At 72.1% G+C, this 24,542-nt stretch carries 19 protein-coding genes; 7 read left to right on the top strand and 12 right to left on the bottom strand.

All coding sequences use genetic code 11. The features are described from left to right. Positions 1-30 precede the first annotated feature (30 nt). The 6 genes from PE066_RS06140 to PE066_RS06115 all read right to left on the bottom strand — a co-directional run bounded on the left by PE066_RS06140 (position 31) and on the right by PE066_RS06115 (position 8,142). Complete coding sequence (locus PE066_RS06140) at positions 31-1,164, bottom strand: hybrid sensor histidine kinase/response regulator (RefSeq protein ID WP_271235675.1); 1,134 nt, start codon at positions 1,162-1,164, stop codon at positions 31-33. Next, entirely contained in the window at positions 1,161-1,754 is a 594-nt protein-coding gene (locus PE066_RS06135) for a chemotaxis protein CheB (RefSeq protein WP_271235674.1), read from the bottom strand. The genes PE066_RS06140 and PE066_RS06135 overlap by 4 nt, the downstream gene beginning before the upstream one ends. Next, on the bottom strand, positions 1,751-2,569 hold the full coding sequence (locus PE066_RS06130; RefSeq protein WP_271235673.1) for a CheR family methyltransferase: 819 nt from the start codon (positions 2,567-2,569) through the stop codon (positions 1,751-1,753). The genes PE066_RS06135 and PE066_RS06130 overlap by 4 nt, the downstream gene beginning before the upstream one ends. Beyond that, positions 2,569-6,027 (bottom strand): response regulator, encoded by a 3,459-nt coding sequence (locus PE066_RS06125; protein ID WP_271235672.1) that lies wholly within the window; start codon positions 6,025-6,027, stop codon positions 2,569-2,571. Before PE066_RS06125 ends, PE066_RS06130 begins: the two co-directional genes overlap by 1 nt. A 128-nt stretch (positions 6,028-6,155) precedes the next feature. After that, positions 6,156-7,088, bottom strand: coding sequence for a hypothetical protein (locus PE066_RS06120; RefSeq protein WP_271235671.1), 933 nt, complete (start codon positions 7,086-7,088; stop codon positions 6,156-6,158). 148 nt (positions 7,089-7,236) lie between these two features. Continuing rightward, positions 7,237-8,142, bottom strand: a complete 906-nt coding sequence (locus PE066_RS06115; RefSeq protein ID WP_271235670.1) for an alpha/beta fold hydrolase — start codon at positions 8,140-8,142, stop codon at positions 7,237-7,239. Positions 8,143-8,168: 26 nt separating this feature from the next. On the opposite strand from PE066_RS06115, the gene PE066_RS06110 reads away from it, so the two are divergent. Genes PE066_RS06110 through plsY form a run of 4 tightly spaced genes read left to right on the top strand, consistent with a single transcriptional unit; the run spans position 8,169 to position 12,247 of the window. Further along, complete coding sequence (locus PE066_RS06110) at positions 8,169-9,974, top strand: acyl-CoA synthetase (protein WP_271235669.1); 1,806 nt, start codon at positions 8,169-8,171, stop codon at positions 9,972-9,974. Positions 9,975-10,022: 48 nt separating this feature from the next. Beyond that, positions 10,023-11,084, top strand: a complete 1,062-nt coding sequence (locus PE066_RS06105) for an aldo/keto reductase (RefSeq protein ID WP_271235668.1) — start codon at positions 10,023-10,025, stop codon at positions 11,082-11,084. Between the two features lie 10 nt (positions 11,085-11,094). Further along, complete coding sequence (locus tag PE066_RS06100; protein ID WP_271235667.1) at positions 11,095-11,586, top strand: aminoacyl-tRNA deacylase; 492 nt, start codon at positions 11,095-11,097, stop codon at positions 11,584-11,586. 28 nt (positions 11,587-11,614) lie between these two features. After that, positions 11,615-12,247, top strand: coding sequence for a glycerol-3-phosphate 1-O-acyltransferase PlsY (plsY, locus tag PE066_RS06095; protein WP_271235666.1), 633 nt, complete (start codon positions 11,615-11,617; stop codon positions 12,245-12,247). Positions 12,248-12,297: 50 nt separating this feature from the next. Here the strand turns inward: plsY and PE066_RS06090 are convergent, their stop codons facing one another. From PE066_RS06090 to PE066_RS06080, 3 genes are read right to left on the bottom strand one after another with little or no spacing between them, the layout of a single operon-like run. Further along, positions 12,298-13,911: an MFS transporter gene (locus tag PE066_RS06090; RefSeq protein ID WP_440480582.1), complete on the bottom strand. Its 1,614-nt coding sequence runs from the start codon at positions 13,909-13,911 to the stop codon at positions 12,298-12,300. Then, on the bottom strand, positions 13,911-14,549 hold the full coding sequence (locus tag PE066_RS06085; protein ID WP_271235665.1) for a retropepsin-like aspartic protease family protein: 639 nt from the start codon (positions 14,547-14,549) through the stop codon (positions 13,911-13,913). The genes PE066_RS06090 and PE066_RS06085 overlap by 1 nt, the downstream gene beginning before the upstream one ends. A 4-nt stretch (positions 14,550-14,553) precedes the next feature. Beyond that, on the bottom strand, positions 14,554-15,039 hold the full coding sequence (locus PE066_RS06080) for a YajQ family cyclic di-GMP-binding protein (RefSeq protein ID WP_271235664.1): 486 nt from the start codon (positions 15,037-15,039) through the stop codon (positions 14,554-14,556). Positions 15,040-15,082: 43 nt separating this feature from the next. On the opposite strand from PE066_RS06080, the gene murB reads away from it, so the two are divergent. The 3 genes from murB (at position 15,083) to PE066_RS06065 (ending at position 21,814) form a co-directional block, all read left to right on the top strand. Continuing rightward, complete coding sequence (murB, locus tag PE066_RS06075; protein WP_271235663.1) at positions 15,083-16,132, top strand: UDP-N-acetylmuramate dehydrogenase; 1,050 nt, start codon at positions 15,083-15,085, stop codon at positions 16,130-16,132. A gap of 115 nt (positions 16,133-16,247) precedes the next feature. After that, the gene (locus PE066_RS06070; protein ID WP_271235662.1) at positions 16,248-18,062 is read left to right on the top strand and encodes an autotransporter assembly complex protein TamA; all 1,815 of its coding nucleotides are present in this window, start codon (positions 16,248-16,250) and stop codon (positions 18,060-18,062) included. Positions 18,063-18,079: 17 nt separating this feature from the next. Continuing rightward, positions 18,080-21,814 (top strand): translocation/assembly module TamB domain-containing protein, encoded by a 3,735-nt coding sequence (locus tag PE066_RS06065; RefSeq protein ID WP_271235661.1) that lies wholly within the window; start codon positions 18,080-18,082, stop codon positions 21,812-21,814. Positions 21,815-21,905: 91 nt separating this feature from the next. Here the strand turns inward: PE066_RS06065 and argG are convergent, their stop codons facing one another. The 3 genes from argG to PE066_RS06050 all read right to left on the bottom strand — a co-directional run bounded on the left by argG (position 21,906) and on the right by PE066_RS06050 (position 24,519). Then, on the bottom strand, positions 21,906-23,240 hold the full coding sequence (gene argG, locus PE066_RS06060) for an argininosuccinate synthase (RefSeq protein WP_271235660.1): 1,335 nt from the start codon (positions 23,238-23,240) through the stop codon (positions 21,906-21,908). A gap of 131 nt (positions 23,241-23,371) precedes the next feature. Continuing rightward, positions 23,372-24,061, bottom strand: coding sequence for a glycine zipper 2TM domain-containing protein (locus PE066_RS06055; protein WP_271235659.1), 690 nt, complete (start codon positions 24,059-24,061; stop codon positions 23,372-23,374). A 98-nt stretch (positions 24,062-24,159) separates the two neighbouring features. After that, a complete protein-coding gene (locus PE066_RS06050) occupies positions 24,160-24,519 on the bottom strand; it encodes an ArsC family reductase (RefSeq protein WP_271235658.1) in 360 nt (119 codons plus the stop codon). Positions 24,520-24,542 lie beyond the last annotated feature (23 nt).

The raw sequence follows: 24,542 nt of genomic DNA, 5'->3' as shown, positions 1-24,542 counted from the left end.
TGTCTCCGGGGGGAAAAACCGGTGATTTTCTCATGCGGGCTGCGCCTGCAGCGGCAGGCGCAGCGTGAACTCGGCGCCGTGCCCCGGCCGGCTGCGCACGTCCAGCCGCCCGCCATGGGCCTCGGCGATCTGCCGGCTGATGTACAGGCCCAGGCCCAGCCCGGGCACCTGGCGCCCCGAGGCGCCGCGCTCGAACTGCCGGAAGATGCGTTCCTGGTCGGCCGGGTCGATGCCCGGGCCCTCGTCGCGCACCGACAGCACCGCTTCGCCGCCGGCCGGCTCCAGCCGCACCGTCACCGGCTGGCGGGCGCCGTAGCGCAGGGCATTGGTCAGCAGGTTCATCACCACCTGCTCGATGCGGAACTCGTCGGCCACCACCGGCAGCGTCTCGGGCACCGCCAGCGTCAGCGCCACCCCGGCCGTGCGGGCCTGCTCGCGCACGCCGTCCGCCGCGCGGCGCACGAGCTCGGCCAGGTTCATGGGCGCGGGCGACATCGCCAGCCGCCCGGTGCGCGCGCGCGAAACGTCGAGCATGTCGTCCAGCAGGCGGATCATGGCGCGGATCTGATGCTCGTCGCGTGCCGCCAGGCGCTGGAATTCATCGACCGGCGGCAGCTTGCCCTGCGCGGCCATGCGCCCGCGCAGTTGCGCCTGCAGGTACAGCGCATTGAGCGGGTTGCGCAGCTCGTGCGAGACCATGGACATGAAGTCGTCGCGCACCCGCACCGCCTGCCCGAGCTCGGCCTGCATGCGCAGCAGGTCCTGCTGCTGGCGGAACAGGTCCACGAATACGTTGACCTTGCTGCGCACGGCATGCGGGTCCAGCGGCTTGTAGAGGACATCGACGGCGCCGGCCTCGTAGCCGCGGAACGCGTAGTTCAGCTCGTGACCGGCGGCGGTGACGAACACGATCGGGATGTGGCGGGTGCGCTCGGTGCCGCGCATCAGCTCGGCCAGCTCGAACCCGTCCATCTCGGGCATCTGCACGTCGATGATGGCCAACGCGAAGCGCTGCTCGAGCATCAGCGACAGCGCCTGCTCGCCGCTGCGGGCGGTGAACACCCGCCGGCCGGGGCCGCGCACCAGCGGCTCCAGCGCGAACAGGTTCTCCGGCAGGTCGTCGACCAGCAGCAGGCAAACGTCGGTGGAGGGGTCCTGGCTCATGGGGTCAGCAGGCCCTGCAGCAGGGCTTTCAGTTCGGCCAGCGGCAGCACCGCGTCGGGATCGGCTGCCGCGATGGCGGCGCCGGGCATCAGGGGGTGGGCCGCCTCGTCCGGATCCTGCGCCAGGGCCAGCCCGCCCGCCGCCTTGACGGCGGCCAGCCCGCGGGCGCCGTCTTCGCTGGCGCCGGTCAGCACCAGCGCGGCCAGCGCGGCCCCGTAGGCGTCGGCGCACGACTCCAGCAGGACGTCGATCGAGGGCCGGGAGAACAGCACCGGCGGATCGCAACTGAGGGCGAAGGTCCGGCTCTGCTCCACCAGCAGGTGGTAGCCGGGCGGCGCCAAATAGAGCCGCCCCGGTGCCACTGGGGCGCCGGGCCGGGCTTCCTCGACATGGCCGCCCAGGCGCTGGCCGAGCACCTCGGGCAGCCGGCTGTCGCGGTCTGCGGCCAGGTGCAGCACGACGACCACGGCGGCGCGCCAGGGCGGGGCCAGGCCGCCCAGCAGCGCCAGCAGCGCATCGATGCCGCCGGCGGAGGCGCCGATGGCGATCGCGTCCACCGGTGCGGGCGTCTGCACAAGTTCGCGTCTCATGGTTCGAGCCTGCGGTAGATGCGCTCGGTGCGGTCGACGGCCTCGAAGCGCTGCGCGTAGGCCGAGAAGTCCAGCGTCTCCTTCGAACCCAGGCCGAGGAAGCCGCGGCGCGAGAGCGATTCGTGGAACAGGCCGAGCGCGCGGTCCTGCAGGCGCCGGTTGAAGTAGATCAGCACGTTGCGGCAGGACACCAGCTGCGTCTCGGCGAACACCGCATCGGTGGCCAGGCTGTGGTCGGCGAAGGTGATGGCCTCGCGCAGCCGGCGGTCGAACAGCGCGCCGCCATAGGCCGCGGTGTAGTAGTCGCTGAAGCTGGCGCTGCCGCCGGCCTGCTGGTAGTTGCGCGTGAAGTCCTCCATTCGCTCGAGCGGAAAGATGCCCCGGCGCGCCTTGTCCAGCGAGCCGTGGTTGATGTCGGTGGCGTAGAAGATGGTGCGCTCCAGCAGCCCTTCCTCGTGCAGCAGGATCGCCAGCGAGTAGGGCTCCTCGCCGGTGCTGCAGCCGGCCACCCAGACCTTGACCGAGGGGTAGGTGCGAAGCACAGGCACCACCTGCCGGCGCAGGGCCAGGAAGTACGCGGGGTCGCGGAACATTTCGCTGACCGGCACCGTCAGGTGCGACAGCAGCGCCGAGAAGGCCGCGGCATCCCGCAGCACCCGCTCCTGCAGTGCCGAGACGGTCTCGGCGCCCATCTCGCGCTGTGCCTGCAGCACCCGGCGCCTGAGCGAGGCCGGCGCGTAGTCACGGAAGTCATGGCCATAGCGCAGGAACACGGCCTCGACCAGCAGTCGGACCTCGATGTCCACCAGGCCCATCAGAGCCGCTCCAGCTTCGGCATCCAGATCCTCATGAGGGAGAACAGCCGCTCCAGCTCGATCGGCTTGGACAGGTAGTCGCTGGCGCCCGCGTCCAGGCAGCGCTGCTGGTCTTCCTTCATCGCCTTGGCGGTGACGGCGATCACCGGCAGCCGGGCGAAGCGCGGGTCCCTGCGGATCTCGCGGGTCGCGGCGTAGCCGTCCATCCCCGGCATCATGATGTCCATCAGCACCAGGTCAACCTCGTCCGTGGCGTTGCGCAGGCGCTCCAGCGCCTCCTGGCCATTGCGCGCCGTCTCGACCACCGCGCCCTTGTGCTCCAGCGCGCTGGTGAGGGCGAACACGTTGCGCATGTCGTCGTCGACCACCAGGATGCGCCGGCCCTCGAACGCCTTGTCGCGGCTGCGCGCCGCGCGCAGCATCTTCTGGCGCTCGGGCGACAGCCGGTTCTCCACCTGGTGCAGGAACAGCGTCACCTCGTCGAGCAGCCGCTCGGGCGAGCGCGCGCCCTTGATGATGATGGAGTGCGAGTAGCGCCGCAGCTCGGCTTCCTCGTCGCGGCTGAGGTTGTGGCCGGTGTAGACGATCACCGGCGGGTAGGAACCCCCTTCGCCGGCGGCCATGCGGCGCAGCAGCTCCTGGCCGCTCATGTCGGGCAGCTTCAGGTCGATCACCATTACGTCGAACACCGACGCGGCCAATGCCTGCAGCGCCTCGTGGCCCTGCGCCACCCCCGTGATCTCGACGTCCTCGCCGCCGATCAGCCGGGCAATGCTCTCCTGCTGGCGCGGGTCGTCCTCCACCACCAGCACGCGCTTGACCTCCTGGTCGAGCTTGGCTTCCATCCGGGCGAACACGTCCTGCAACTGCTCGCGCGTGGCCGGCTTGCGGGCGTAGCCGATGGCGCCCAGCTGCAGCGCCGGCTCGGACCGGTCTTCCACCGAGATCACGTGCACCGGCAGGTGGCGGGTGCGCGGGTCGTCCTTCAGGCGCTGCAGCACCGTCAGGCCCGAGTCGCCGGACAGGCGCATGTCCAGCAGCACGGCGTCGGGCGCATGGGCGAAGGCCAGCTCGACCCCGGCCTCCGCCTGGTGCGCCACCAGGCAGCGGTAGCCCTGCTGGTGCGCCAGGTCGTACAGGATGCGGGCGAAGGTGACGTCGTCTTCGACCACCAGCACGGTGCGGCGACCTTCGGCCGGCGCGTCGCGGTCGTCCGGGAAGGCCGGCCCGGTGGGTGGCGGCGCCGGGGTGGCCGCCGGCGCGGGCGGGGCCGGCGCGGCGCTGGTGACCGGCGACGGGGTCGCAGCCGGGGCCGGCATCGATGCGGCCGCCCGGTACTCCAGCGGCAGCGTCACGGTGAAGGTGCTGCCGGCGCCGGGCGGGCTGGCCAGCGCGATATCGCCGCCCAGCATCCGGGCGAGGTCGCGCGAAATGGCCAGGCCCAGGCCGGTGCCGCCGAAGCGCCGGCTGATCGTGCCGTCGGCCTGGCGAAAGGCCTCGAAGATCAGTTGCTGCTGCGCCGGCTCGATGCCGATGCCGGTGTCCTGCACTTCGAAGGCGATGCGGTCGCCCTCGCGGCGCTGCGCGCGCAAGCTGACGCGGCCCTGCGCGGTGAACTTGACGGCGTTGGCCAGCAGGTTGCGCAGGATCTGCTCGAGCCGCTGGCGGTCGGTGTAGAGCGTGGCCGGCACGTCGGGCGCGATCGCCAGCTCCAGTGCCAGCCCCTTGCGCACGCACAGCGGCTGGAACAGGCCGCGCAGGCCCTCGGCGACGGCCGCGACCGGCGTCACCTCGGGGCGCACCTCCAGTCTGCCGGCCTCGACCTTGGCGATGTCGAGGATGTCGTTGATCAGGTTCAGCAGTTCGTTGCCGGCCGAGGTGATGGCCCCGGCGAACTCCACCTGCTCGGGCGTGAGGTTGCCCTCGGGGTTGTCTGCCAGCAGCCTGGACAGGATCAGCGAGCTGTTCAGCGGCGTGCGCAGCTCGTGCGACATGTTGGCCAGGAACTCCGACTTGTAGCGGCTGGCCCGCTGCAGCTCGGCCGCGCGCTCCTCCAGCGCCTGCCTCGCCTGGCGCAACTCGTCGCGCTGCTCTTCCAGCCGCCGGGCCTGGTCGGTCAGCTGCGCGTTGCTCTGCTGCAGCTCGGCCTGCTGGCTCTCCAGCCGGCTCTGCGATTCGCGCAGCGCCCGGGCGTGCTCTTCCAGCTCCTCGTTCGTGGTGCGCAGTTCCTCCTGCTGCACCTGCAGTTCCTCGTTGAGCTGCTGGCTCTCCTCCAGCGATGCCTGCAGGCGTTGCCGGTAGCTGGCCGCTTCCAGCGAGGCGCCGAACAGGCTGCTGGCGGCCGCCACGAGTTCGTGGTCGCGCGGCTGCAGCGGGCGCAGGAAGCCGACCTCCAGCACCCCGACCAGCCGGCCCTCGTGTTCGATCGGCGACAGCAGCACCGAGCCGGCGGTCGCCTGGCCGAGTGCCGAAGTGACCTTCAGGTATCCCGGCGGCACGTCGTCCAGCGCGATCGGGCGGCGCTGCGCCGCGCACTCGGCCAGCAGCGACCGGCCGGGCTCGACGCGCGCGTCGGCGCCATCGGCGCCGGGCGCCCAGCCCCACGTCGCCACCCGCGCCCAGGCGCCCCCGGGCTCGGCCGCGTACACCGCGCCGACGGCCACGCCGATGGCGCCGGCCAGCGCATCCAGCCCGGCATGGCCGACGGCGCCCAGCTCCTGCTCCCGGGCGATGCGCTCGGCCACCTGCGAGCGCGCCTCCTGCAGCCAGGCCTGGGCCTGCAGCGCCTGGGCCTGCCGCGCCTGCTCGTCGAGCGCCGCATTGAAGGCGCCCGACAGGGCCAGCAATTCGCTGCGGCCGCGCCAGGCGACCAGCGCCCCGATGCCCAGCATCAGGAGGACGAAGGCCGCGCCCAGCATCAGGGTGTTGCGCCTGGCGGCGTCCACCCGATCGAGGCGGGACCGGCGTTCGTGTTCGATGAAGCCGTCGAACTGCTCGCGCAGTGCGGCTTTCAGCCGCACGCCTTCCATGATGGCGTCACCGATGTGGTAGCCGGGATTGGTGCGCCGGGCCCGGATGTGCCGGTCGGCATAGGCGTTCCACTGCGCCTGCAGCAGCTCGATGCGCTCGAGCCGCTCCTGTTGCTGGGGTGAGGTCACGAGGGCGTGCAGCCGCGCCTTTTCATCGGCCAGCTGCGTGCGGGTGATTTCGAAGGTCTCCAGGAAGCGCTCTTCGCCATCGAGCAGGTAGCCGCGCAGGCTCGACTCCAGGGCCAGGTCCATCTTCTGCAGCGCGAAGGCGCGCGTGATGACCCGGTCGGTCGCCTCGATGGTCGCGTTCGCCTGCAGGAGGTAGGCGATCACGCCGATGAACAGCAGGGCGCTGGCTGCCGTCAGTACGAGCGGCAGTGCGACGTTGCGGGCGAGGATCTGGCGAAAGGTCGATGGATCGTGCGGCACGGGCGTAGGCAGGCCCGAAACGGCACACGGGCAACCCTCAGTTTGCCGCAAGCACGCGTTGTGCGCTGCCTTCGCGCCACGGTGGCGCGGTGCCCGCGCGACTCATCCGCGCCGGGTGCAGGCCGAGCCTAGCGCCCTGGCGTGCCCGGCCCGGCCAGGTAGGACTGCGCGCGGCGGTTGCCGGCGCTGGCGGCGCGCTCGAACCAGCTGAGCGCCTGCCTCTGGTCGGCCGCCACGGTGGCGCCCTCGAAGTAGGCGACGCCGAGGAAGTAGCTCATCTCCGAGCGGCCGTGGCGGATGCCGTCCTCGGTCGATTTGCCCGAGCGCTTGACGATGGCCGGGATGTCGCCGCGGCCGGCCGCGTAGGCCTGCATCTGCTCGACGGTGGCCGCGTAGAAGCGGTCGCGCGACTGCTGGGCGGCGATGCGGTCGGCCTCGGGCAGGCTGGCGATGAGTTCGTCCGACAGCACCGGCAGTGCCTCGAACGGCGTCATGCCGCCCTTCATGCGCGGCGAGTACCAGGCGCGCAGCATCACGCGGTCCAGCGGCGTCAGGCCGTCGACCTTCTTCGGGAAGTAGCTCAGCACGGTGTCGCCGCCGGGATGGCCGCGCACGCCCATCAGGTGCATGGCTTCGTGATAGGCGCAGCGCCAGGTATCGCGGCTGCGCATCTGGATGCTGGCCGTGTCGACCTTGGCTTCGGTGCGGAAATCGAGAAAGGTGACGCAGGGCTGGTTGTCCTGCAGCGCCGTGTCGGAAACGATCTCCACCGTCAGGTTGGCGGCTTCGCCGGGCTGGTCGGTCACGTCGATGAGCCTGACGCCCGCTTCGTCGGTGACGGCGCGCAGAGCGCTGGTGACGTACTCGCGGTGGCGCGGGAGGTCCACGCCGGTCATGCGCATGCGGATGTCGTTCTCCCAGCGCACCACGCGCGTCGGCGTGCCGCTCTGGTGCCACAGCACTTCCCAGAGCGTGGCCAGCCCCTGCTGGGTCTCGTCCGCGGCCGCGGCACAGGGGGCGAGCATCGCTGCCAGGCACAGCGACCAGAACCTTCTGCTCATCCGAGTCACCTCATCTACGATGGGTGACGAGTCTATGGGTAGGAGGTCTCCTACGCCACGGTCGGGCAGGAAACTGACACTCTTGTAGGAGAAATGCGGATTTTTACCGGCGGTCGAGGCTCACGCGCCTCATCTGGGCGGCGATAACTCAGCCGTCGAGGAAGTCTTCGATCAGCCGGGCCAGCACCGCCGGCTGGTCGTGGTGGAACATGTGGCCGGCATCGTCCACCCGGGCCTTGCGCAGGTTCGGCACCGAAGCCAGCCGCTGGTGGAACTCGGCCAGCGTGAAGCGGTCCTGCCACCACTGGGCCAGGCTGTCGTCGCCGGCTTCCACCCACAGCGCGGGACAGCTGATGAGCCGGTACAGCTCCAGCGCTTCCTCGACCCGGAACAGCTGGGCATTGGTGATCTTGTGGGCCGGGTCGCCCAGGATGTGCCAGCGGCCGTCGGCGCCTTCGCGCGCCCAGTGCCGCGCCAGCCATTCGGCCTTGTCGCGCGGCAGCCGCCGGTTGGTCTTCATCAGCCGCGCCGCCACGCCTTCGGCCGAGTCGTAGCTCTTGAGGTCCAGCTCGCCGCGATGGAAGGCCTTGAGCTCGTCCATCCACTTGGCATAGCGCTTCGGCGCCTGCTGCGGGCGGGTGGCGGGCATGCCGAAGCCTTCCAGGTTGACCAGCCGGCGCACGCGCTGCGGCCGCGCGCCGGTGTAGAGCATGGCGATGTTGCCGCCCATGCTGTGGCCGACCAGGTCCACCGGCTGCCCGCCGCCGTAGTGGTCGAGCAGGAAGTCCAGGTCCGCCAGGTAGTCGGGGAACCAGTAGTTGTCGGCCGGGGGCGATTCGGTCAGGCCGTAGCCGCGCCAGTCGGGCGCGATGACGAGGCGGTCGCAGGCGAACGCATCGACCACGAACTGGTACGACGCCGACACGTCCATCCAGCCGTGCACCATCACCAGCGGCACCCGGCCGGGTTGCGGTTCGCCCCAGATGCGCACGTGGTAGCGCGAGCGGCGGATCGGGACAAACTCGCTGCGCGACGTTCGATGGGGTTGGTACATTGGCGCGAATCATAGGAGGGCGTCCGATGGCGGTCAGTCAAGGCAGCGACAAGGACCACTGGCAGCGCATGCACGGGCAGTTCCGCTGGGCGGTGCCGCCGCACTTCAACATCGCGCAGGCGTGCTGCACGCGCTGGGCCCAGGGCGAGGACGGCGAGCGGCGCATCGCGATCCGCGCGCATGGCGCCGAGGGTGCAGCGGCCACGCTGACGTTCGGCACGCTGCAGGCGCAGGCCAACCGCCTGTCCCGGGTGCTGGCCGGACTCGGCGTGCAGCGCGGCGACCGCGTCGCGCTGGTGATGCCGCAGCGCTTCGAGACGGCCGTCACCTACATGGCGATCTTCCAGCTGGGCGCCGTCGCGATGCCGCTGTCGATGCTGTTCGGCCCGGAGGCCCTGGAGTACCGCCTGCAGGACAGCGGCGCGGTCGTCGCGGTGTGCGACGAGAGCTCGGTCGCCAACCTGCTGGCGGTGCGCGCGGCCTGCCCGGCGCTGCGCACCATGGTCGGCGTGGGTGCGGCGGCGCTGCAGGCCGACCTGGACTGGGGCGTGGAACTGGCCAAGCAGCCGCCCGCGTTCGATGCCGTGCGCACCAAGGCCGACGAGGGCGCCGTGCTGATCTACACCAGCGGCACCACCGGGCCGCCCAAGGGCGCCCTGGTGCCGCACCGGGCCCTGATCGGCAACCTGCCGGGCTTCGTCTGCAGCCAGAACTGGTTCGGTTTCCAGCCCAATGCCGAACTGCCAGCAGAGCCCTCCCCCGCGAGGGGGAGGGGCGGGGAGGGGGCGGTCCCGGACAGGCAAGCGCCCAGCGCTGGCGACAGCCAGAACACGGCCGTGTTCTGGTCGCCAGCCGACTGGGCCTGGACCGGCGGATTGATGGATGCGCTGCTGCCGTCCCTCTACTTCGGGCGGCCCATCGTCGCCTACAACGGCCGCTTCAGCCCGGACACCGCGTTCGCGCTGATGCAGGAGCACGGCGTCACCCACACCTTCCTGTTCCCGACCGCGCTCAAGGCCATGATGAAGGCCTACCCGCAGCCGCGGCGGCAGTTCCGGCTGAAGCTGCAGGCCATCATGAGCGCCGGCGAAGCCGTGGGCGATGCGGTGTTCGCGTACTGCCGCGACCAACTGGGCGTGGTGGTCAACGAGATGTTCGGCCAGACCGAGATCAACTACGTGGTCGGCAACTGCAGCATGAACGGCCGCACCGAAGGCGGCGTCGGCTGGCCGGCGCGCCCGGGCAGCATGGGGCGGCCCTACCCGGGGCACCGGGTGGCGGTGATCGACGACGACGGCAACGAGGTGGCCGATGGCGTGCCCGGCGACGTGGCCGTGAACCGCTACGACGTGCACGGCGACCCCGACCCGATCTTCTTCCTCGGCTACTGGGGCAACGAGCGCGCCACCCGCGGCAAGTACACCGGCGACTGGTGCCGCACCGGCGACCTGGCCACGCGCGACGCCGACGGCTACCTCTGGTACCAGGGCCGCGCCGACGACGTGTTCAAGGCCGCCGGCTACCGCATCGGCCCGAGCGAGATCGAGAACTGCCTGGTCAAGCACCCGGCGGTGGCCAATGCTGCCGTGGTGCCCAAGCCGGACGCCGAGCGCGGCGCGCTGGTCAAGGCCTACGTGGTGCTGGCGCCCGGCCACACGCCCGGCGACACGCTGGTGGCGCAACTGCAGCAGCACGTGCGCGGCAAGCTCGCGCCCTACGAGTACCCCAAGGAGATCGAGTTCATCGACGCCCTGCCCATGACCACCACCGGCAAGGTGCAGCGGCGCGTGCTGCGGCTGCAGGAGGAGGAGCGGGCCCGCAAGGCGGCGTGAGCCTTGCCGTATCCTGCGAACCTCCGACCGATCCCTTCAGTGCTTGCGATGAACCTCGTTTCCCTCGGCGCCAGCGACCTGCGCGTCACGCCCGTCTGCCTGGGCACCATGACCTTCGGCGAGCAGGTCGCCGAATTGCAGGCCCACGCCATCCTCTCGCGCGCCGTCGAGCGCGGCATCAACTTCATCGACACGGCCGAGATGTACGCGGTGCCGGCGCGCCAGGAGACCTTCGGCGCGACGGAAACCATCATCGGCAACTGGCTGGCCGCGAACCCCGCCCTGCGCGGCAGGCTCGTGCTGGCCACCAAGGTGGCCGGCCCCTCGCGCGGCATGCCCTGGATCCGCGAAGGCCAGGGCCTCACCGCGGCCGACATCCAGGCCTCCTGCGAGGGTTCGCTCAAGCGCCTGCGCACCGACGTGATCGACCTGTACCAGATCCATTGGCCCGAGCGCAACACGCCGATGTTCGGCTCGATGTACTACGACCCGCGCAAGGAGCGCACGCAGACTTCGATCCACGAACAGCTGGAGGCGCTGGCACGGCTGGTGCGCGAGGGCAAGGTGCGCCACGTCGGCCTGTCGAACGAGACCCCGTACGGGGTTCACGAGTTCGTGCGGCTGGCCGAGCAGCACGGCCTGCCGCGCATCGCCACCGTGCAGAACCCGTACTGCCTGCTCAACCGCAGCGTGGAGAACGGGCTGGACGAAAGCCTGCACCGGCTGGGCGTGTCGCTGCTGGCGTATTCGCCGCTGGGCTTCGGGCTGCTGACCGGCAAGTACGACGCGGGCGGCTTCGCCGGCGACCAGGCGCCGGCCGGCGCGCGCATCGCGAAATTCGAGTCGGTGCGCCAGGGCCGCTGGGGCCGAGCCGAGGCACTGGACGCCGCGCGCCGATACAACGCACTGGCGCGCGAGCACGGCCTGGCGCCCACCCGGATGGCGCTGGCCTTCTGCTTCACCAAGTGGCAGGTGGCCAGCACCATCATCGGCGTCACCTCGCTGGCGCAGCTGGACGAGAACCTCGACGCCTGGGGCACGCAGCTCGCGCCGGAACTGCTGGCCGCGATCGATCGCCTCCGCTGGGATACGCGCGACCCCGCCATCTGAACCGCGCGCCATGGCGAAGAAGGACCACGTCAGCGAAACGCCGGCGACGGCGCTGCTCAGGGCCCATGGCGTGGCCTTCACCGAGCACCCCTACGAGTACCTCGAGCACGGCGGCGCCACCCACAGCGCGCAGGTGCTGGGGTTCGACCCGTTCACCGTGGTCAAGACGCTGGTGATGCAGGACGAGAAGGCGCGCCCGCTGCTCGTGCTGATGCACGGCAACCGCAAGGTGTCGACCAAGAACCTGGCGCGCCAGATCGGCGCCAAGTCGGTCGAGCCGTGCGCGCCGGAAGTCGCCAACCGCCACAGCGGCTACCTGGTGGGCGGCACTTCGCCATTCGGCACGCGGCGGGAGATGCCGGTGTACATCGAGGAGACCATCCTTGGGCTGCCGCGCATCGCCATCAACGGCGGCCGGCGCGGCTACCTGGTCGGCATCGATCCGCAGGTGTGCGTGCAACTGCTCGGCGCCAGGCCGGTGCGCTGCGCGCTGGAAGAGTGAGGGTCGGCGCTGGCAGAATCGGCGCCCGATGGACACCCTGTATCCCCTGCTCGCCGCGCTCGCGGCCTACCTGGTGGGCTCGCTCGCCTTCGCCGTGATCGTCAGCCGCGCCATGGGGCTGGCGGACCCGCGCACCTTCGGCAGCAAGAATCCCGGCGCCACCAACGTGCTGCGCTCGGGCAGCAAGCCCGCGGCCGTCGTGACGCTGCTGCTGGACGCGATGAAGGGGCTGGTGCCGGTGCTGCTGGTGCGCCTTTACGGCAAGGCCTGGGGGCTGGAGGACGGCACGGTGGCGCTGGTGGCGCTGGGCGCCTTCCTCGGCCACCTGTACCCGGTGTACTTCCGATTCCAGGGCGGCAAGGGCGTGGCGACCTTCATCGGCGCGGTGTTCGGCATCGATTGGCTGCTGGGCATCGCCACCGGCCTAACCTGGCTGATCATCGCCTACTTCTTCCGCTACTCCTCGCTGGCCTCGCTGCTGGCGGCGGTGTTCGCGCCGGTCTACTACCTGCTGGGCGACCGCATCCAGTGGTACGCCGAGAAGCCGGTGGTATTCGCCCTGTTCGCCATGGCCGCGCTGCTGGCCTGGCGGCACCGCGAGAACATCCAGCGCCTGGCGGCGGGCACGGAGTCGCGGCTGGGGGCGAAGAAGAAGGCTTGAAAGGCGCGGGCGTGACGACCCGGGGGCGTGCCCGTCGGGGCGCCCCCCCGCTACTCCCGCTCGATCACGTACCGCATCACCCGCGGCGGCTCCTCGCCCAGGTGGAACGACAGCCGGCGGTCGCGCAGCTGGGCGTCGGCCGCGGTGATGCGGTCGAAGCGGCGCAGGTGCTCGATCCAGGACTCGTCGGTGATCTGCTCGATGTAGCAGCTCGGGTCGCTCAGGTCGTGCACCAGCTGCCAGTTGAGCGCACCCTGGCGCAGCCGGCTGCGCCGGCTTTCCTCCATGACGGCCATGAACTCCTGCGAGCGCGCCGGGTCGATGCGGTACTCGACGCAGACCTGGATGCGGCCGCCGTGCGCCGGCCCGGCCATCTGCGGCACCTTGAGCACCTGCGAGGGGGTCAGGTCCTCCTCGGTGCCGCGGTCGCGCGTCAGCCGCTGCACCACCGCCATCAGGATCACGCCGGCGACGGAGGCCGCGGCCAGGCTCGTGGGCACGCTGGTCCAGGTGGCGACCTGGCCCCACAGGGCGGCGCCCGCGGCCATCGATCCCATCAGGCACATCTGGTAGATCGACATGCCGCGCGCCCGCACCCAGTCGGGCAGCGCCATCTGGGCCGCCACTGTCAGCGAGTTGGCCACCGTGATCCAGGCCATGCCGGAAATCACCATGGCCGGCACCGCGATGGCGATGTTGGGCGCGTAGGCCATGACCAGCGTACCCAGCGCCTGCAGCGCCGTGCCGACGAACACCAGCCGCTGCAGCGGCATCCAGGCGCGCAGCCGGGGCATCTGCAGGGCCGCGAAGATCGCCCCCGCGCCCATCGAGGCCAGCAGCACCGTGAAGGTGCCGGCGGCGCCGCCCGGCAGGCCGCGCGCCACCAGCGGCAGCAGCGCCATCTGGGCGGTGGAGTGCAGGAAGAACACCGAGATGCGCAGCAGGATGCCGCGCATGCGGCCGGACTGGCGCACGAACTGCATGCCCACCCGCATGGCGCTGGACAGGCGCTCGCGCCCGAGCGGGCTTTCCTTGTGCTCGCGCCGCCAGCGCATGATGACGAAGCCGGCAGCCACCGACAGGATGGCATTGAGCACGAACACCCAGGCGCTGCCCAGGCTGGCGATCAGCGCGCCGGCCACCAGCGGGCCGACGATGCGCGATCCGTTCATCGCCACGCCGTTCAGGGCCAGCGCCTGCGCCAGGTGGTGGCGCGGCACCACCTCGGGGATGATGGCCGCGAACACCGGCCAGCGCATCGCCAGCCCGACGCCGTTGGCGAAGGTCAGCGCCAGCAGCAGCTCGGGGGTCATCCAGCCGAGCAGGATCACGCCGCACAGCACGGCGGCGACCCCGGCCACCCAGAACTGGGTGATCATGAAATAGCGGCGCCGATCCAGGATGTCGGCCAGGGCACCGCTTGGAAGGCCGAGGAAGAATACGGGCAGGGTGGAGGCGGACTGCACCAGCGCCACCCACAGCGGCGACGGCGCGATCGACGTCATCAGCCAGGCGGCCGCGACGTCGTTCATCCACATGCAGGTGTTGGCCGCGAACCAGGTGAACCAGAGCATCCGGAACACCCGGTTGCCCAGTGGACCCAGGGCGGTGACCTGCGGCTGCAGCGGCGGCGGTTCGAGGGTGGCGCGCTCGGGATCGGCCATCAGTAGCGCCGCTCGAGCACCATCTGGTCGTTCTCCCGCTTCATCTGGAAGCGGTTGAGGAAACTGTTGCCCAGCAGGATGTAGGGCATGGGCTGCTGGCCCACGACGGCCTCGACGTCCCGCACCTCCACCTCGCGGATGCGCACCGAGGCCAGCATGACGCGCCAGCCCAGCGCCACGCCGTTGGCCGTTCCCATGCGCACCGGCTGGCCGGACTTGTAGTCGATGCCCAGGCGCTCGGCCTCGGCGGCGCCCAGGCCGATGCTGGTGGCGCCGGTGTCCACCATGAAGTAGGCGGCGCGGCCGTTGATCCGGCCTTCGCTGAGGAAGTGGCCGCCGCTGCTGGCCGTCAGCACGATCCGGTCGCCCCCGGGTGCGCCGCCGCTGCCGCCCACGCTGGCCGGCGCCTCGCCCACGCGCAGCGTGTGGCGCTTGCCGCCGACCTCCACCACCGCCTGGTCGCCCGCGGTGGACACCACCTTGACGCCCTTGAACGTGTCGCCCGGCGCCACCGTCTTGGGTGGCGAGCCGTCGACGATCAGCAGCGCCCGGTTGCCGAGCATGCCCTGGAGGGCGACCGACTGGCCGAAAGCGGGCGCGCAGGCCAGCAGGACGGCGGCAAGGCAGGCAGCGCGCATGGGATCAGTCGCGAAAGTTGTTGAAGGACAGCGGCAGGTCGGCGACCTCCTTGCGGATCAGCGCCATCGCGGCCTGCAGGTCGTCGCGCTTGGCGCCGGTGACGCGCACCGCGTCGCCCTGGATCGAGGCCTGCAGCTTCAGCTTGCTGTCCTTGACCAGCCGCTGGATCTTCTTGGCCGCCTCGGATTCGATGCCGCTGCGCACCTTGACCACCTGCTTGACCTTGTCGCCACCGATCTTCTCGACCTTGCCCTTGTCCAGGAAGCGCACGTCGACGTTGCGCTTGGCCAGCTTGTTGGTCAGGATGTCGTGCACCTGACCGAGCTGGAAATCGGCGTCGCCGAAGACCGTGATTTCCTTTTCCTTGATCTCGATGGCGGCCGACGTGCCCTTGAAATCGAAGCGGGTGCCGATCTCCTTGGCGGTGTTGTCGACGGCATTCTTCACCTCGACCAGATTGGGCTCGCAGACTGTATCGAAAGACGGCATTTCAGCTCCCCGGCGCCCGACGCGCATGGGTCACAATTCTCCCATGATCGTGGAGCAGAACGTCGCACTGGCGCCGCACAACAGCTTCGGCATCGTCGCCAAGGCGCGCGAACTGGTGCGCGTGCGCAGCGAGGCCGACGTGGTGCAGCTGCTGGCCGACCCGCGGCTGGCGGCCAGCCCGAAGTTCGTGCTGGGCGGGGGCAGCAACATCGTGCTCACCGGCGACGTGCGCTCGCTGGTACTCAAGGTGGAGATCGCCGGCCGCCGGGTGATCGAGGACGGCCCCCGGGCCGCGGTGATCGAGGCCGGGGCCGGCGAGAACTGGCACGAGCTGGTGGACTGGACCCTGGCCCAGGGCTTCGGCGGGCTGGAGAACCTGGCGCTGATCCCGGGCACGGTGGGCGCCGCGCCGGTGCAGAACATCGGCGCCTACGGCGTGGAGCTGCAGGACCGTTTCGAGTCGCTCGACGCGGTCGACCTGCGCAGCGGACGCGTGTTCACGCTCGATGCCCGCCAATGCGCCTTCGGCTACCGCGATTCGGTGTTCAAGCACGCGGCGCCGCAAGGCGAAGCCGGCCGCGGCATGGGCCTGGCCGGGCGGGCGCTGATCCTGCGCGTGCGCCTGCGGCTGCCCAAGCCCTGGCGGCCGGAGCTGGGCTACATGGACCTGGAGCGCAAGCGCGCCGAAGCGGGCGCGGAGCGGCCGACGGCGCGCCAGGTGTTCGACTGGGTCTGTGCCATCCGCCGCGCCAAGCTGCCCGACCCGCGCGTGCTGGGCAACGCCGGCAGCTTCTTCAAGAACCCCACGGTGACGCCCGAGCAGTGCACCGACATCATCGCCCGCGAGCCCGGCATCGTGCACTACCCGATGCCCGACGGCTCGGTCAAGCTGGCCGCCGGCTGGCTGATCGACGCCTGCGGCTGGAAGGGCAAGTCGGTCGGCAATGCCGGCGTCTACGAGAAGCAGGCGCTGGTGCTGGTCAACCGTGGCGGCGCCACCGGCGGCGAGGTGGTGACCCTGGCCCGGGCCATCCAGACCAGCGTCTACGAGCGCTTCGGCATCCGGCTGGAGCCGGAGCCGGTGGTCGTCTGACGCCACCCCCAACCGCCGCGCCTGTCGGCATGGGCCTACACGGCCGAGCTGGCAGCCTCTTCATAGTGGAGAGCCTGCCCGACCCAGGGCGACCTGGACGCTCCCCGAACCCGACATGAAGCCCGGACTGCGCGCGCGCGCCCTGCGCTGGTGGATCGGCGCCCTCGGCGCCGGGCTGCTGGCCGCCGCCGCCTTCGCGCAGCAGGGGCCGGCGCGGCCGGCGTTCAACCTCGACGTGCGCGCGCCCGGACCGGTCAAGGAACTGCTGGAGCGCCACCTGGAGCTGCAGCGCTACCGGCAGGTGGCGGACCTCGACGATGCCGAGCTGGCCCGGCTGCTGCGGCTGGCCGAGCGCGATGCGCGCGAACTGCTGGCCACGCTGGGCTACTTCGCGCCCCGGCTGGACATCCGGCGCGAGCCGGCCGCGGCCGGCGGCGTGCCGCTGGTGGTGCTGGCGGTCGAGCCCGGGCCGCCGACCACCATCGCCGAGGTGGACATTGCCTTCCAGGGCGACATCGCCACCTCCACCGACCCCGATGCGGTCCTGCAGCGCGGGCAGATCCGCGAGCGCTGGAGCCTGCCCGCGGGCAGCCGCTTCACCCAGGAGGGCTGGGCCGATGCCAAGTCCGGCGCGCAGCGCGAGCTGGTGGCGCGCCGCTACCCGGCCGGCCGGATCGGCTTCAGCCGCGCCGACATCGACGCCGCCACCCAGCGCGCCCGGCTGGGCCTGCGGCTGGATTCGGGCCCGCTGTTCCGGCTCGGCCCCATGCAGGTGTCCGGCGTCGAGCGCTACGACCCGGTGCTGGCGCCGCGGCTGGCGCGGCTGCCGCCCGGCACGGTCTACGACCAGGACCGGATCCAGCGCGCCCAGTTGCGGCTGGCCGGCAGCGGCTACTTCGACTCGGCCTTCATCTACGTCGATCCGGCCGGCGACCCGGCCGCCGCGCCGGTGCAGGTCAACGTGCGCGAGGCGCCGCTGAAGAAACTGGTGCTGGGGCTGGGCCTGTCCACCGACACCGGCCCGCGCGCCTCGGTGGAATACACCCACAACCGCCTGCCGGGGCTGGGCTGGCGCGCCGTCAACAAGCTGCAGCTGGACCGCAAGGCGCCCTTCGTCAGCAGCGAGCTGTCCGCCATCCCGGGCGAGGACGGCTGGCGCTGGGGCGTGTCGGCGCGCGCCGAACGGCTCGACGACGACCAGCTGGTCACCCACAGCCAGACCCTGCGCGTCGGGCGCACCCGCAGCGAGGACCACATCGAGCGCAACGTCTACCTGCAGTTCGACCGCTCCAGCGTGCGCGCCGAAGTCGGCGCGCCACCGCCGGTGGACACCGGCGACGGCACCGCCCTGAGCGCCAACTACATCTGGCGCGGGCGCTACTTCGACCAGGAGCCGTATCCGAGCCGCGGCTACGCGATCGGGGCCGAGCTGGGCGCCGGCGTCACGCTGGTGGGCAGCCGCAGCCCGTTCCAGCGCACCGTGCTGCGCTGGCTGCAGATCCACCCGCTGGAGCGGGGTCGCCTGCAGTGGCGGGCCGAAGGCGGCGCAGTGCTGGCCAGCGCGCAGGCCCGGGTGCCTTCCACCCAGCTGTTCCGCACCGGCGGCGACACCTCGGTGCGCGGCTACGGCTTTCGCGACATCGGGGTGCAGCAGCCCGGCGGCCTGGTCGGGCCCGGGCGCCTGCTCGCGGTCGGCAGCCTGGAGTGGCAGCGGCCGATCCGCCGCGGCGACGTGCCGACCGACTTCGAGGGCGTGCTGTTCGTCGATGCCGGCGCCGTGGCCGACCACGTCAGCGACCTCAAGCCCGCGGTCGGCGTCGGCGCCGGCGTGCGCTACCGCAGCCCGCTCGGGCCGCTGCAGGTGGACCTGGCGTATGGCGTGGACGCCCGGCGCCTGCGCCTGCACATCAACATCGCCAGCACGTTCTGATGAAAGCCGCTCCGGGCATGAAGGCACTGCGATGGATGGGAAGGGGCCTGGTCCTCCTGCTGGTGCTGGCGGTGGCCGCCGCCGCCGTGCTGTGGTGGTGGGCCGGGCGCGAGGGCTCGGCGCAATGGGCGCTGGAGCAGGCCGCGCGCCGGCTGCCGGGCCTGCAAGCCGGGGGCGTGACCGGCTCGCTGCGCCATGGCCTGCGTGTGCAGCAGCTGGCATGGCGACAGGGCGGGCTGGACGTCCAGGCGCAGCAGCTGGAGCTGGCCTGGGAGCCGCTCGCCCTGCTGCAGGGACGGCTGGCGCTGGATTACCTGCGCGCCGCGCGCGTGCGCGTCGAGGATCGGCGGCCCGATACCGGCCAGCGCCCGCAACCGCCGGCCAGCCTGGCGCTGCCGCTGCAGGTGTCGGTGGACGACCTCGCCGTCGGCCGGCTGGAGTGGGCGGGGCCGCCGGCGCTGGTGCTGGGCGAACTGGCGGCGCGCTATGCCTACGACGGCGCCTGGCACCGGCTGGACCTGCGCAACCTGCGCGCGCTGGACGGCCACTACCGCGGCGAGCTGCGGGTGGCGGCGCAGGCGCCGTTCGATCTCGCCGTGCACCTGCAGGGCCGCGTCGAGACGCCGGTGCCGGGCGCGGAGGCGTCGCTGCCGCTGCTGTTCCAGGCGCGCGCCGACGGCCGGCTGGCCGACTTCGACCTGCAGGCCAAGGTGCAGGCCGAGCCCGGCGGCAGCGGTGCTGCGCAAGCCACGCTGGTCGCCCGCGTCACGCCCTGGGCGGCGCTGCCGCTGGCGCGGGCGCGGGCCGACTTCCAGGACTTCGATGCCGGCGCGCTCTGGCGCGAGGCGCCGGACACCCTGCTGTCGGGGCGGATCGCGCTGGAGCCGCGCGACGCATCGACCTGGGCCGTCAAGGCCGACCTGCACAACGGCCTGGCCGGCCCCTGGGACCGCCAGCGGGTTCCGGCGGCGCGGGTGCAGCTGGAAGGCGACTGGCGCCTGCCCGCCCATGCCTTCGTCCGCCAGCTCGACGCCGACGTGGGCGGCGGCAAGGTGCAGGCGCGCGGCGAGTGGGCCAGCGAGCAGGACTGGCGCATCGAAGGCACGCTGGCCGGCGTGAACCCCGCCGCCGTGCACAGCGCGATGGCGCCGCTGCCGCTGGGCGGCCGCGCCAGCGTGCGGGCCGAAGGCGAAGCGATGCTGTTCGACGCCGAACTGAAGGCGGCCGGCGCGCTGCAGCCGGCACCCGCCGGCGGCGCCAGCAACGAAGTCGCCGCGGCGGTGGGCGCGCTGGAGCTGCGCTCGCTGCAGGCGCGCGGGCGCTGGGCCGGCCAGCAGTTGTCGCTGCCCCTGCTGCTGGTGACCACGGCCGATGCGCGGCTGGATGCCGCCATCGACCTGCAGCCGGCCGCCCGCTTCGGGCGCGGCCGCGCCGAGCTGCAGGCGCCGGGCCTGCGCCTGCGGGCGGTCGGCTCGCTGGGGCGCACGCGCGGCGGCGGCAACGCCAAGGCCTCGCTGGACGACGTGGCCCGGGCCCAGCAATGGCTGCAGAAGCTGCCGGGCGTGCCGCGGGCCCTGTCGTCGCCGCTGCTGGCCGGGCGCGCCCAGGCGCAGTTCGCCTGGCAGGGCGGCTGGGACGACCCCGAGGTGAAGGGCACGCTGTCGGTGCCGCAACTGCAGCCCGTCGCGGCGGCCGGCGAAGCCGCGCCGTGGGCGCTGCGCGAGGCCACGCTGGCTCTCGATGGCCGGCTGGCCGATGCGCGTATCGAGCTGCGCGCGCAGGCGCTGCAGGGCGAACGCCGGCTCGCGCTGGAATTGGCTGGCCGCGCCGGGCGCAGGCCGCAGGGCGCCTGGCAGGGGCAGGTGGCTTCACTGCAGGCGCAGGCGCGCGACCCGGCGCTCGGGCCCGGCCCGTGGCGGCTGGCGCTGCAGCGGCCGGTGCCGCTGTCGTGGTCGGGCGGGCGGCTGGAGGCGGGCGCCTCGCAGGCCGCGCTGGCGCCGCCGCCGGTCGCCGGCCGCGCGGTTTCTTCCGCCGTCCTGGCCTGGGACCCGGTGACCTGGGCCGCGGGCGAGTTGCACACGGCCGGCCGCATCACCGGCCTGCCGATGGCCTGGATGGAACTGTTGGGGGGGCCGCAATTGGCCGGCTCGGCCTTGTCCGGCGACCTGGTGTTCGAGGGGCAGTGGGATGCGCAGCTGGGCGAGCAGCTGCGCCTGCGCGCCGCACTGGCGCGCAGCAGCGGCGACGTCTCGGTGCTGGCCGAGACCGTGGAGGGCGGCTCGGCGCGCGTGCAGGCCGGCGTGCGGCAGGCGCGGCTGACGCTCGAAGGCGAGGGCGAGGCGCTGACGGCGGCGCTGGTGTGGGATTCGGAGCGGGCCGGCACGGCGCAGGCGAAGCTGGTGTCGCGGCTGTCGCGCGAGGGCGGCGGCTGGAGCTGGCCGGCGGACGCGCCGCTGACAGGCGCCATCCAGGCGCAGTTGCCGCGGCTGGGCGTGTGGTCGCTGCTGGCGCCGCCGGGCTGGCGCCTGCGCGGCTCGGTGCAGGCCGACATCGCGGTGTCCGGCACCCGGGCCGATCCGCAACTGGCCGGCAGCCTGGCGGCCGACGACCTCGCGCTGCGCTCGGTGGTGGACGGCGTCGCGCTGCGCGACGGCCGCTTGCGCGCGCGGCTGCAAGGCCGCCAGCTGCTGATCGAGGAGTTCGTGCTGCTCGGCGCCGGCCCGGAGGGCGGCCGGATCGGCGGCACCGGCCAGGCGGGCTGGCTCGAGCAGGGCCTGCAGGCCCGGCTGTCGGTGCAGATCGAGCGCCTGCGGGCGAGCACGCGCAACGATCGCGAGCTGACGCTCTCAGGGCAGCTCAGCGCCAGCCTGACGCCGGCGGCGCTGGAGGTGCGCGGCGCGCTGCAGGTCGATCGCGCCCGCATCGTGCTGCCCGACGAGACGGCGCCGCAACTGGGCAACGACGTCGTGGTGCGCAACCTGCCGCCGGGCGTGGCGCTGGGCCGTGAGCCGGTGGCCAAGGAGGGCGGCCGGACGGGGCGGCGCCCGCTCGCGCTGGCCGTGACGCTGGACCTGGGCAACGACTTCCGGGTGCAGGGACGCGGCATCCAGACCCGGCTGGCCGGCGCGCTGACCGTGTCCGGCCAATCGGTGACCGAGCCGCGGCTGGCCGGCGTGATCCGCACCGTGGGCGGCGAATACCAGGCCTACGGCCAGCGGCTGGACATCGAGCGCGGCGTGCTGCGCTTCACCGGGGCGATCGACAACCCGGCGCTCGACATCCTGGCGATCCGGCCGCGGCTGGCGCAGCGGGTCGGCGTGCAGATCACCGGCACGGCGCAGGCGCCGTTCGTGCGCCTGTACGCGGAGCCCGACCTGCCCGAATCGGAGAAGCTGGCCTGGCTGGTGCTGGGCCGGCCGTCGGCGGCGGGCGGGGCGGAGACGGCCCTGCTGCAATCGGCCGCCGTGGCGCTGCTGCAAAGCCGCGCCGGTGCCGGCGGTGGTGGCGGCAAGGGCCCGGCGGCCTTGCTGGGGCTGGACGAACTGGGCTTCCGCCGCGACGGCGCCGAGGGCCCGGCGGTGACGCTCGGCAAGCGCCTGGGCCGCGACCTCTATGCGTCCTACGAGCGCAGCCTGGCCGGCACGCTGGGCACGCTGTACGTCTTCTACGACCTGTCGCAGAGATTCACGGTGCGGCTGCAGGCCGGCGACCGGGTGGCGGTGGACCTGATCATGACGTTCGCGTACGACTGACGTTCACATCGAAAACGCTGCGCGTTTCCGATGTGGTTACGATCGGTCGAGCGAGGCCGCCGGGGTCGACCCGGCATCCATCGCCCGCGACTTACTTCTTCGCTTCCCCCAGCTGCGGCAGCGCCGCGCCGGCGCCGAGCGACAGCAGGCCGGCCTTGCTGTACACGCCCAGCTTGTCGCGCGTGTCGACGATGTCGAGGTTGCGCATGGTCAGCTGGCCGATGCGGTCGCGAGGGGAGAACATCGACTCGCCCTTTTCCATGGTCAGCCGCTCGGGCTGGTAGGTCAGGTTGGGCGACTCGGTGTTCAGCAGCGAGTAGTCGTTGCCGCGGCGCAGCTCCAGCGTCACTTCGCCGGTGATGGCGCGCGCCACCCAGCGCTGCGCGGTCTCGCGCAGCATGATGGCCTGCGGGTCGAACCAGCGGCCCTGGTACAGCAGGCGGCCCAGGCGCCGGCCGTTCTCGCGGTACTGCTCGATCGTGTCCTCGTTGTGGATGCCGGTGACCAGCCGCTCGTAGGCGATGAACAGCAGCGCCAGGCCCGGGGCCTCGTAGATGCCGCGGCTCTTGGCCTCGATGATGCGGTTCTCGATCTGGTCGCTCATGCCCAGGCCGTGGCGGCCGCCGATGCGGTTGGCCTCCAGGATCAGCGCCACCGGGTCGTCGAAGGACTGGCCGTTCAACGCCACCGGCTGGCCCTCCTCGAAGCGCACCCGCACTTCCTCGGCCTTGACCGGCACGTCGTCGCGCCAGAAGGCCACGCCCATGATCGGGTTGACGATGCGGATGCCGGAGTTCAGGTGCTCCAGGTCCTTGGCCTCGTGCGTCGCGCCCAGCATGTTGCTGTCGGTGCTGTAGGCCTTCTCGGCCGACATCTTGTAGGCGAAGCCGGCCTTCTGCATGAACGCGCTCATCTCGGCGCGGCCGCCCAGCTCGTCGATGAAGGCCTGGTCCAGCCAGGGCTTGTAGACCTTCAGCGCCGGGTTGGTGAGCAGCCCGTAGCGGTAGAAGCGCTCGATGTCGTTGCCCTTGAAGGTGCTGCCGTCGCCCCAGATGTTGACGTCGTCTTCCTTCATGGCCGCCACCAGCATGGTGCCGGTGACCGCGCGCCCGAGCGGCGTGGTGTTGAAGTAGGTCAGGCCGGCGGTGGAGATGTGGAAGGCGCCGGCCTGCAGTGCCGCGATGCCTTCCTGCGCCAGCTGCTTGCGGCAGTCGATCAGCCGGGCCTGCTCGGCGCCGTACTGCATGGCCTTGCGCGGGATCTCGTCGTAGTCCGGTTCGTCGGGCTGGCCGAGGTTGGCGGTGTAGGCGTAGGGGATGGCGCCCTTCAGGCGCATCCAGTGCAGCGCGGCGCTGGTGTCCAGGCCGCCGGAAAAGGCGATGCCGACCTTCTGGCCGGCGGGCAGGTGTTCAAGGATGGTGCTCATGGGGGCCCAGGGCTAGGAGAGGGCGCTGCGCCAGCGCAGGACACACCCGGGCGCGGCTCGCGGCAAAGCGGGGGATTTTAGAGTGCGCGCGCCGCCGGCCCTGCCGGAGCGGCGGCGCGCGCCACCGCAGGTCAGCGCCAGTGCCGGTGGCCGTGCCCGCCGCTGCGGTGCACGTAGCCGATGCTCAGCGACACCGGCGGGTAGTAGTACGGATAGGGCCGCTGGTAGTACACGGGGTAGGCCGGCGCCACCACCACCTGCGGCGGCGCCACCACCAGCGGCGCGCTGTACACCGGCGCGGCCGGTGCGTTGTAGACCGGCGCCGCCGGCTCGGGCGCCATCGAGGTGGGCGGCGGCATGCCCACCGGCGTGACCTGCAACTGCACGGTGGGACCGGGGTCGTTGGGCATGTTCACCGAGTACTGGCGCCCGGCGTACTCGTACACCACGTTGTAGCTGACCGCGCGGTTCTCGTAATACGTCTGGGTGGCGCACTGCTGCACCGTCTGGATCTCGGTGCCGGGCCGCTCGATCTGGTTGCCCAGCAGCGCGCCCCCCATCAGGCCGATGGCGGTGGCCGCCGCGCGGCCGCTGCCGCCGCCGATGGCATTGCCGGCGGCCCCGCCGGCAATGGCCCCGAGCACGGCGCCGGCGCCACTGGGCTGCTGCTGCACCGCCACCGGCTGCTGCGTGCAGACCTGGCGCGGCACGGCCACCTGCTGGACGACCGGCGTGCTGGAGATCACCCGACCGACTTCCTGCGCCTGGGCGACGCCTGCCGCGGCCACAGCCGCCAGGGGAAGAATCAGGTACTGCTTCATGGGAGCCTCGCTTGCGTTGCCGGCATGGCCAAAATTCTAGGCAGCCGGTGCGCGGCTGGCTCGGCCGCAGTGGTAAACGCTGGGTAAAAGTTCAGGCGTCAGCGCGCCTCGGCCAGCGCCTGCCAGGCGGCGGCGTCGAATCCGACCGTGATGCGGCCGCCCGGCCACTCGACCACCGGCCGCTTGATCACGCTGGGCTCGGCCCGCATCAGCTCGGCCGCCGAGGCGGCATCGTGCACCGCAGCCTGGCGCGCAGGGTCGAGCTTGCGCCAGGTCGTTCCCTGCCGGTTGAGGAGCTTCTCCCAGCCGACCGCCGCGCTCCAGTCGCCCAGGCGCTCGGCCGGCACGCCGGCCTTCTTGAAGTCGTGGAAGCGGTAGGCCAGCCCGCGCCCGTCCAGCCAGGCGCGCGCCTTCTTCACCGTGTCGCAGTTCGGGATGCCATGGACCGTGATGCTCATGGGCCGATCCTAATGCGCGGACA

This window comes from Ramlibacter tataouinensis, assembly GCF_027941915.1.
Classification (GTDB): domain Bacteria; phylum Pseudomonadota; class Gammaproteobacteria; order Burkholderiales; family Burkholderiaceae_C; genus Ramlibacter; species Ramlibacter tataouinensis_C.
The sequence above is the reverse complement of the archived record's forward strand: the minus strand, read 5'-3'. Positions and strand labels throughout refer to the sequence as shown.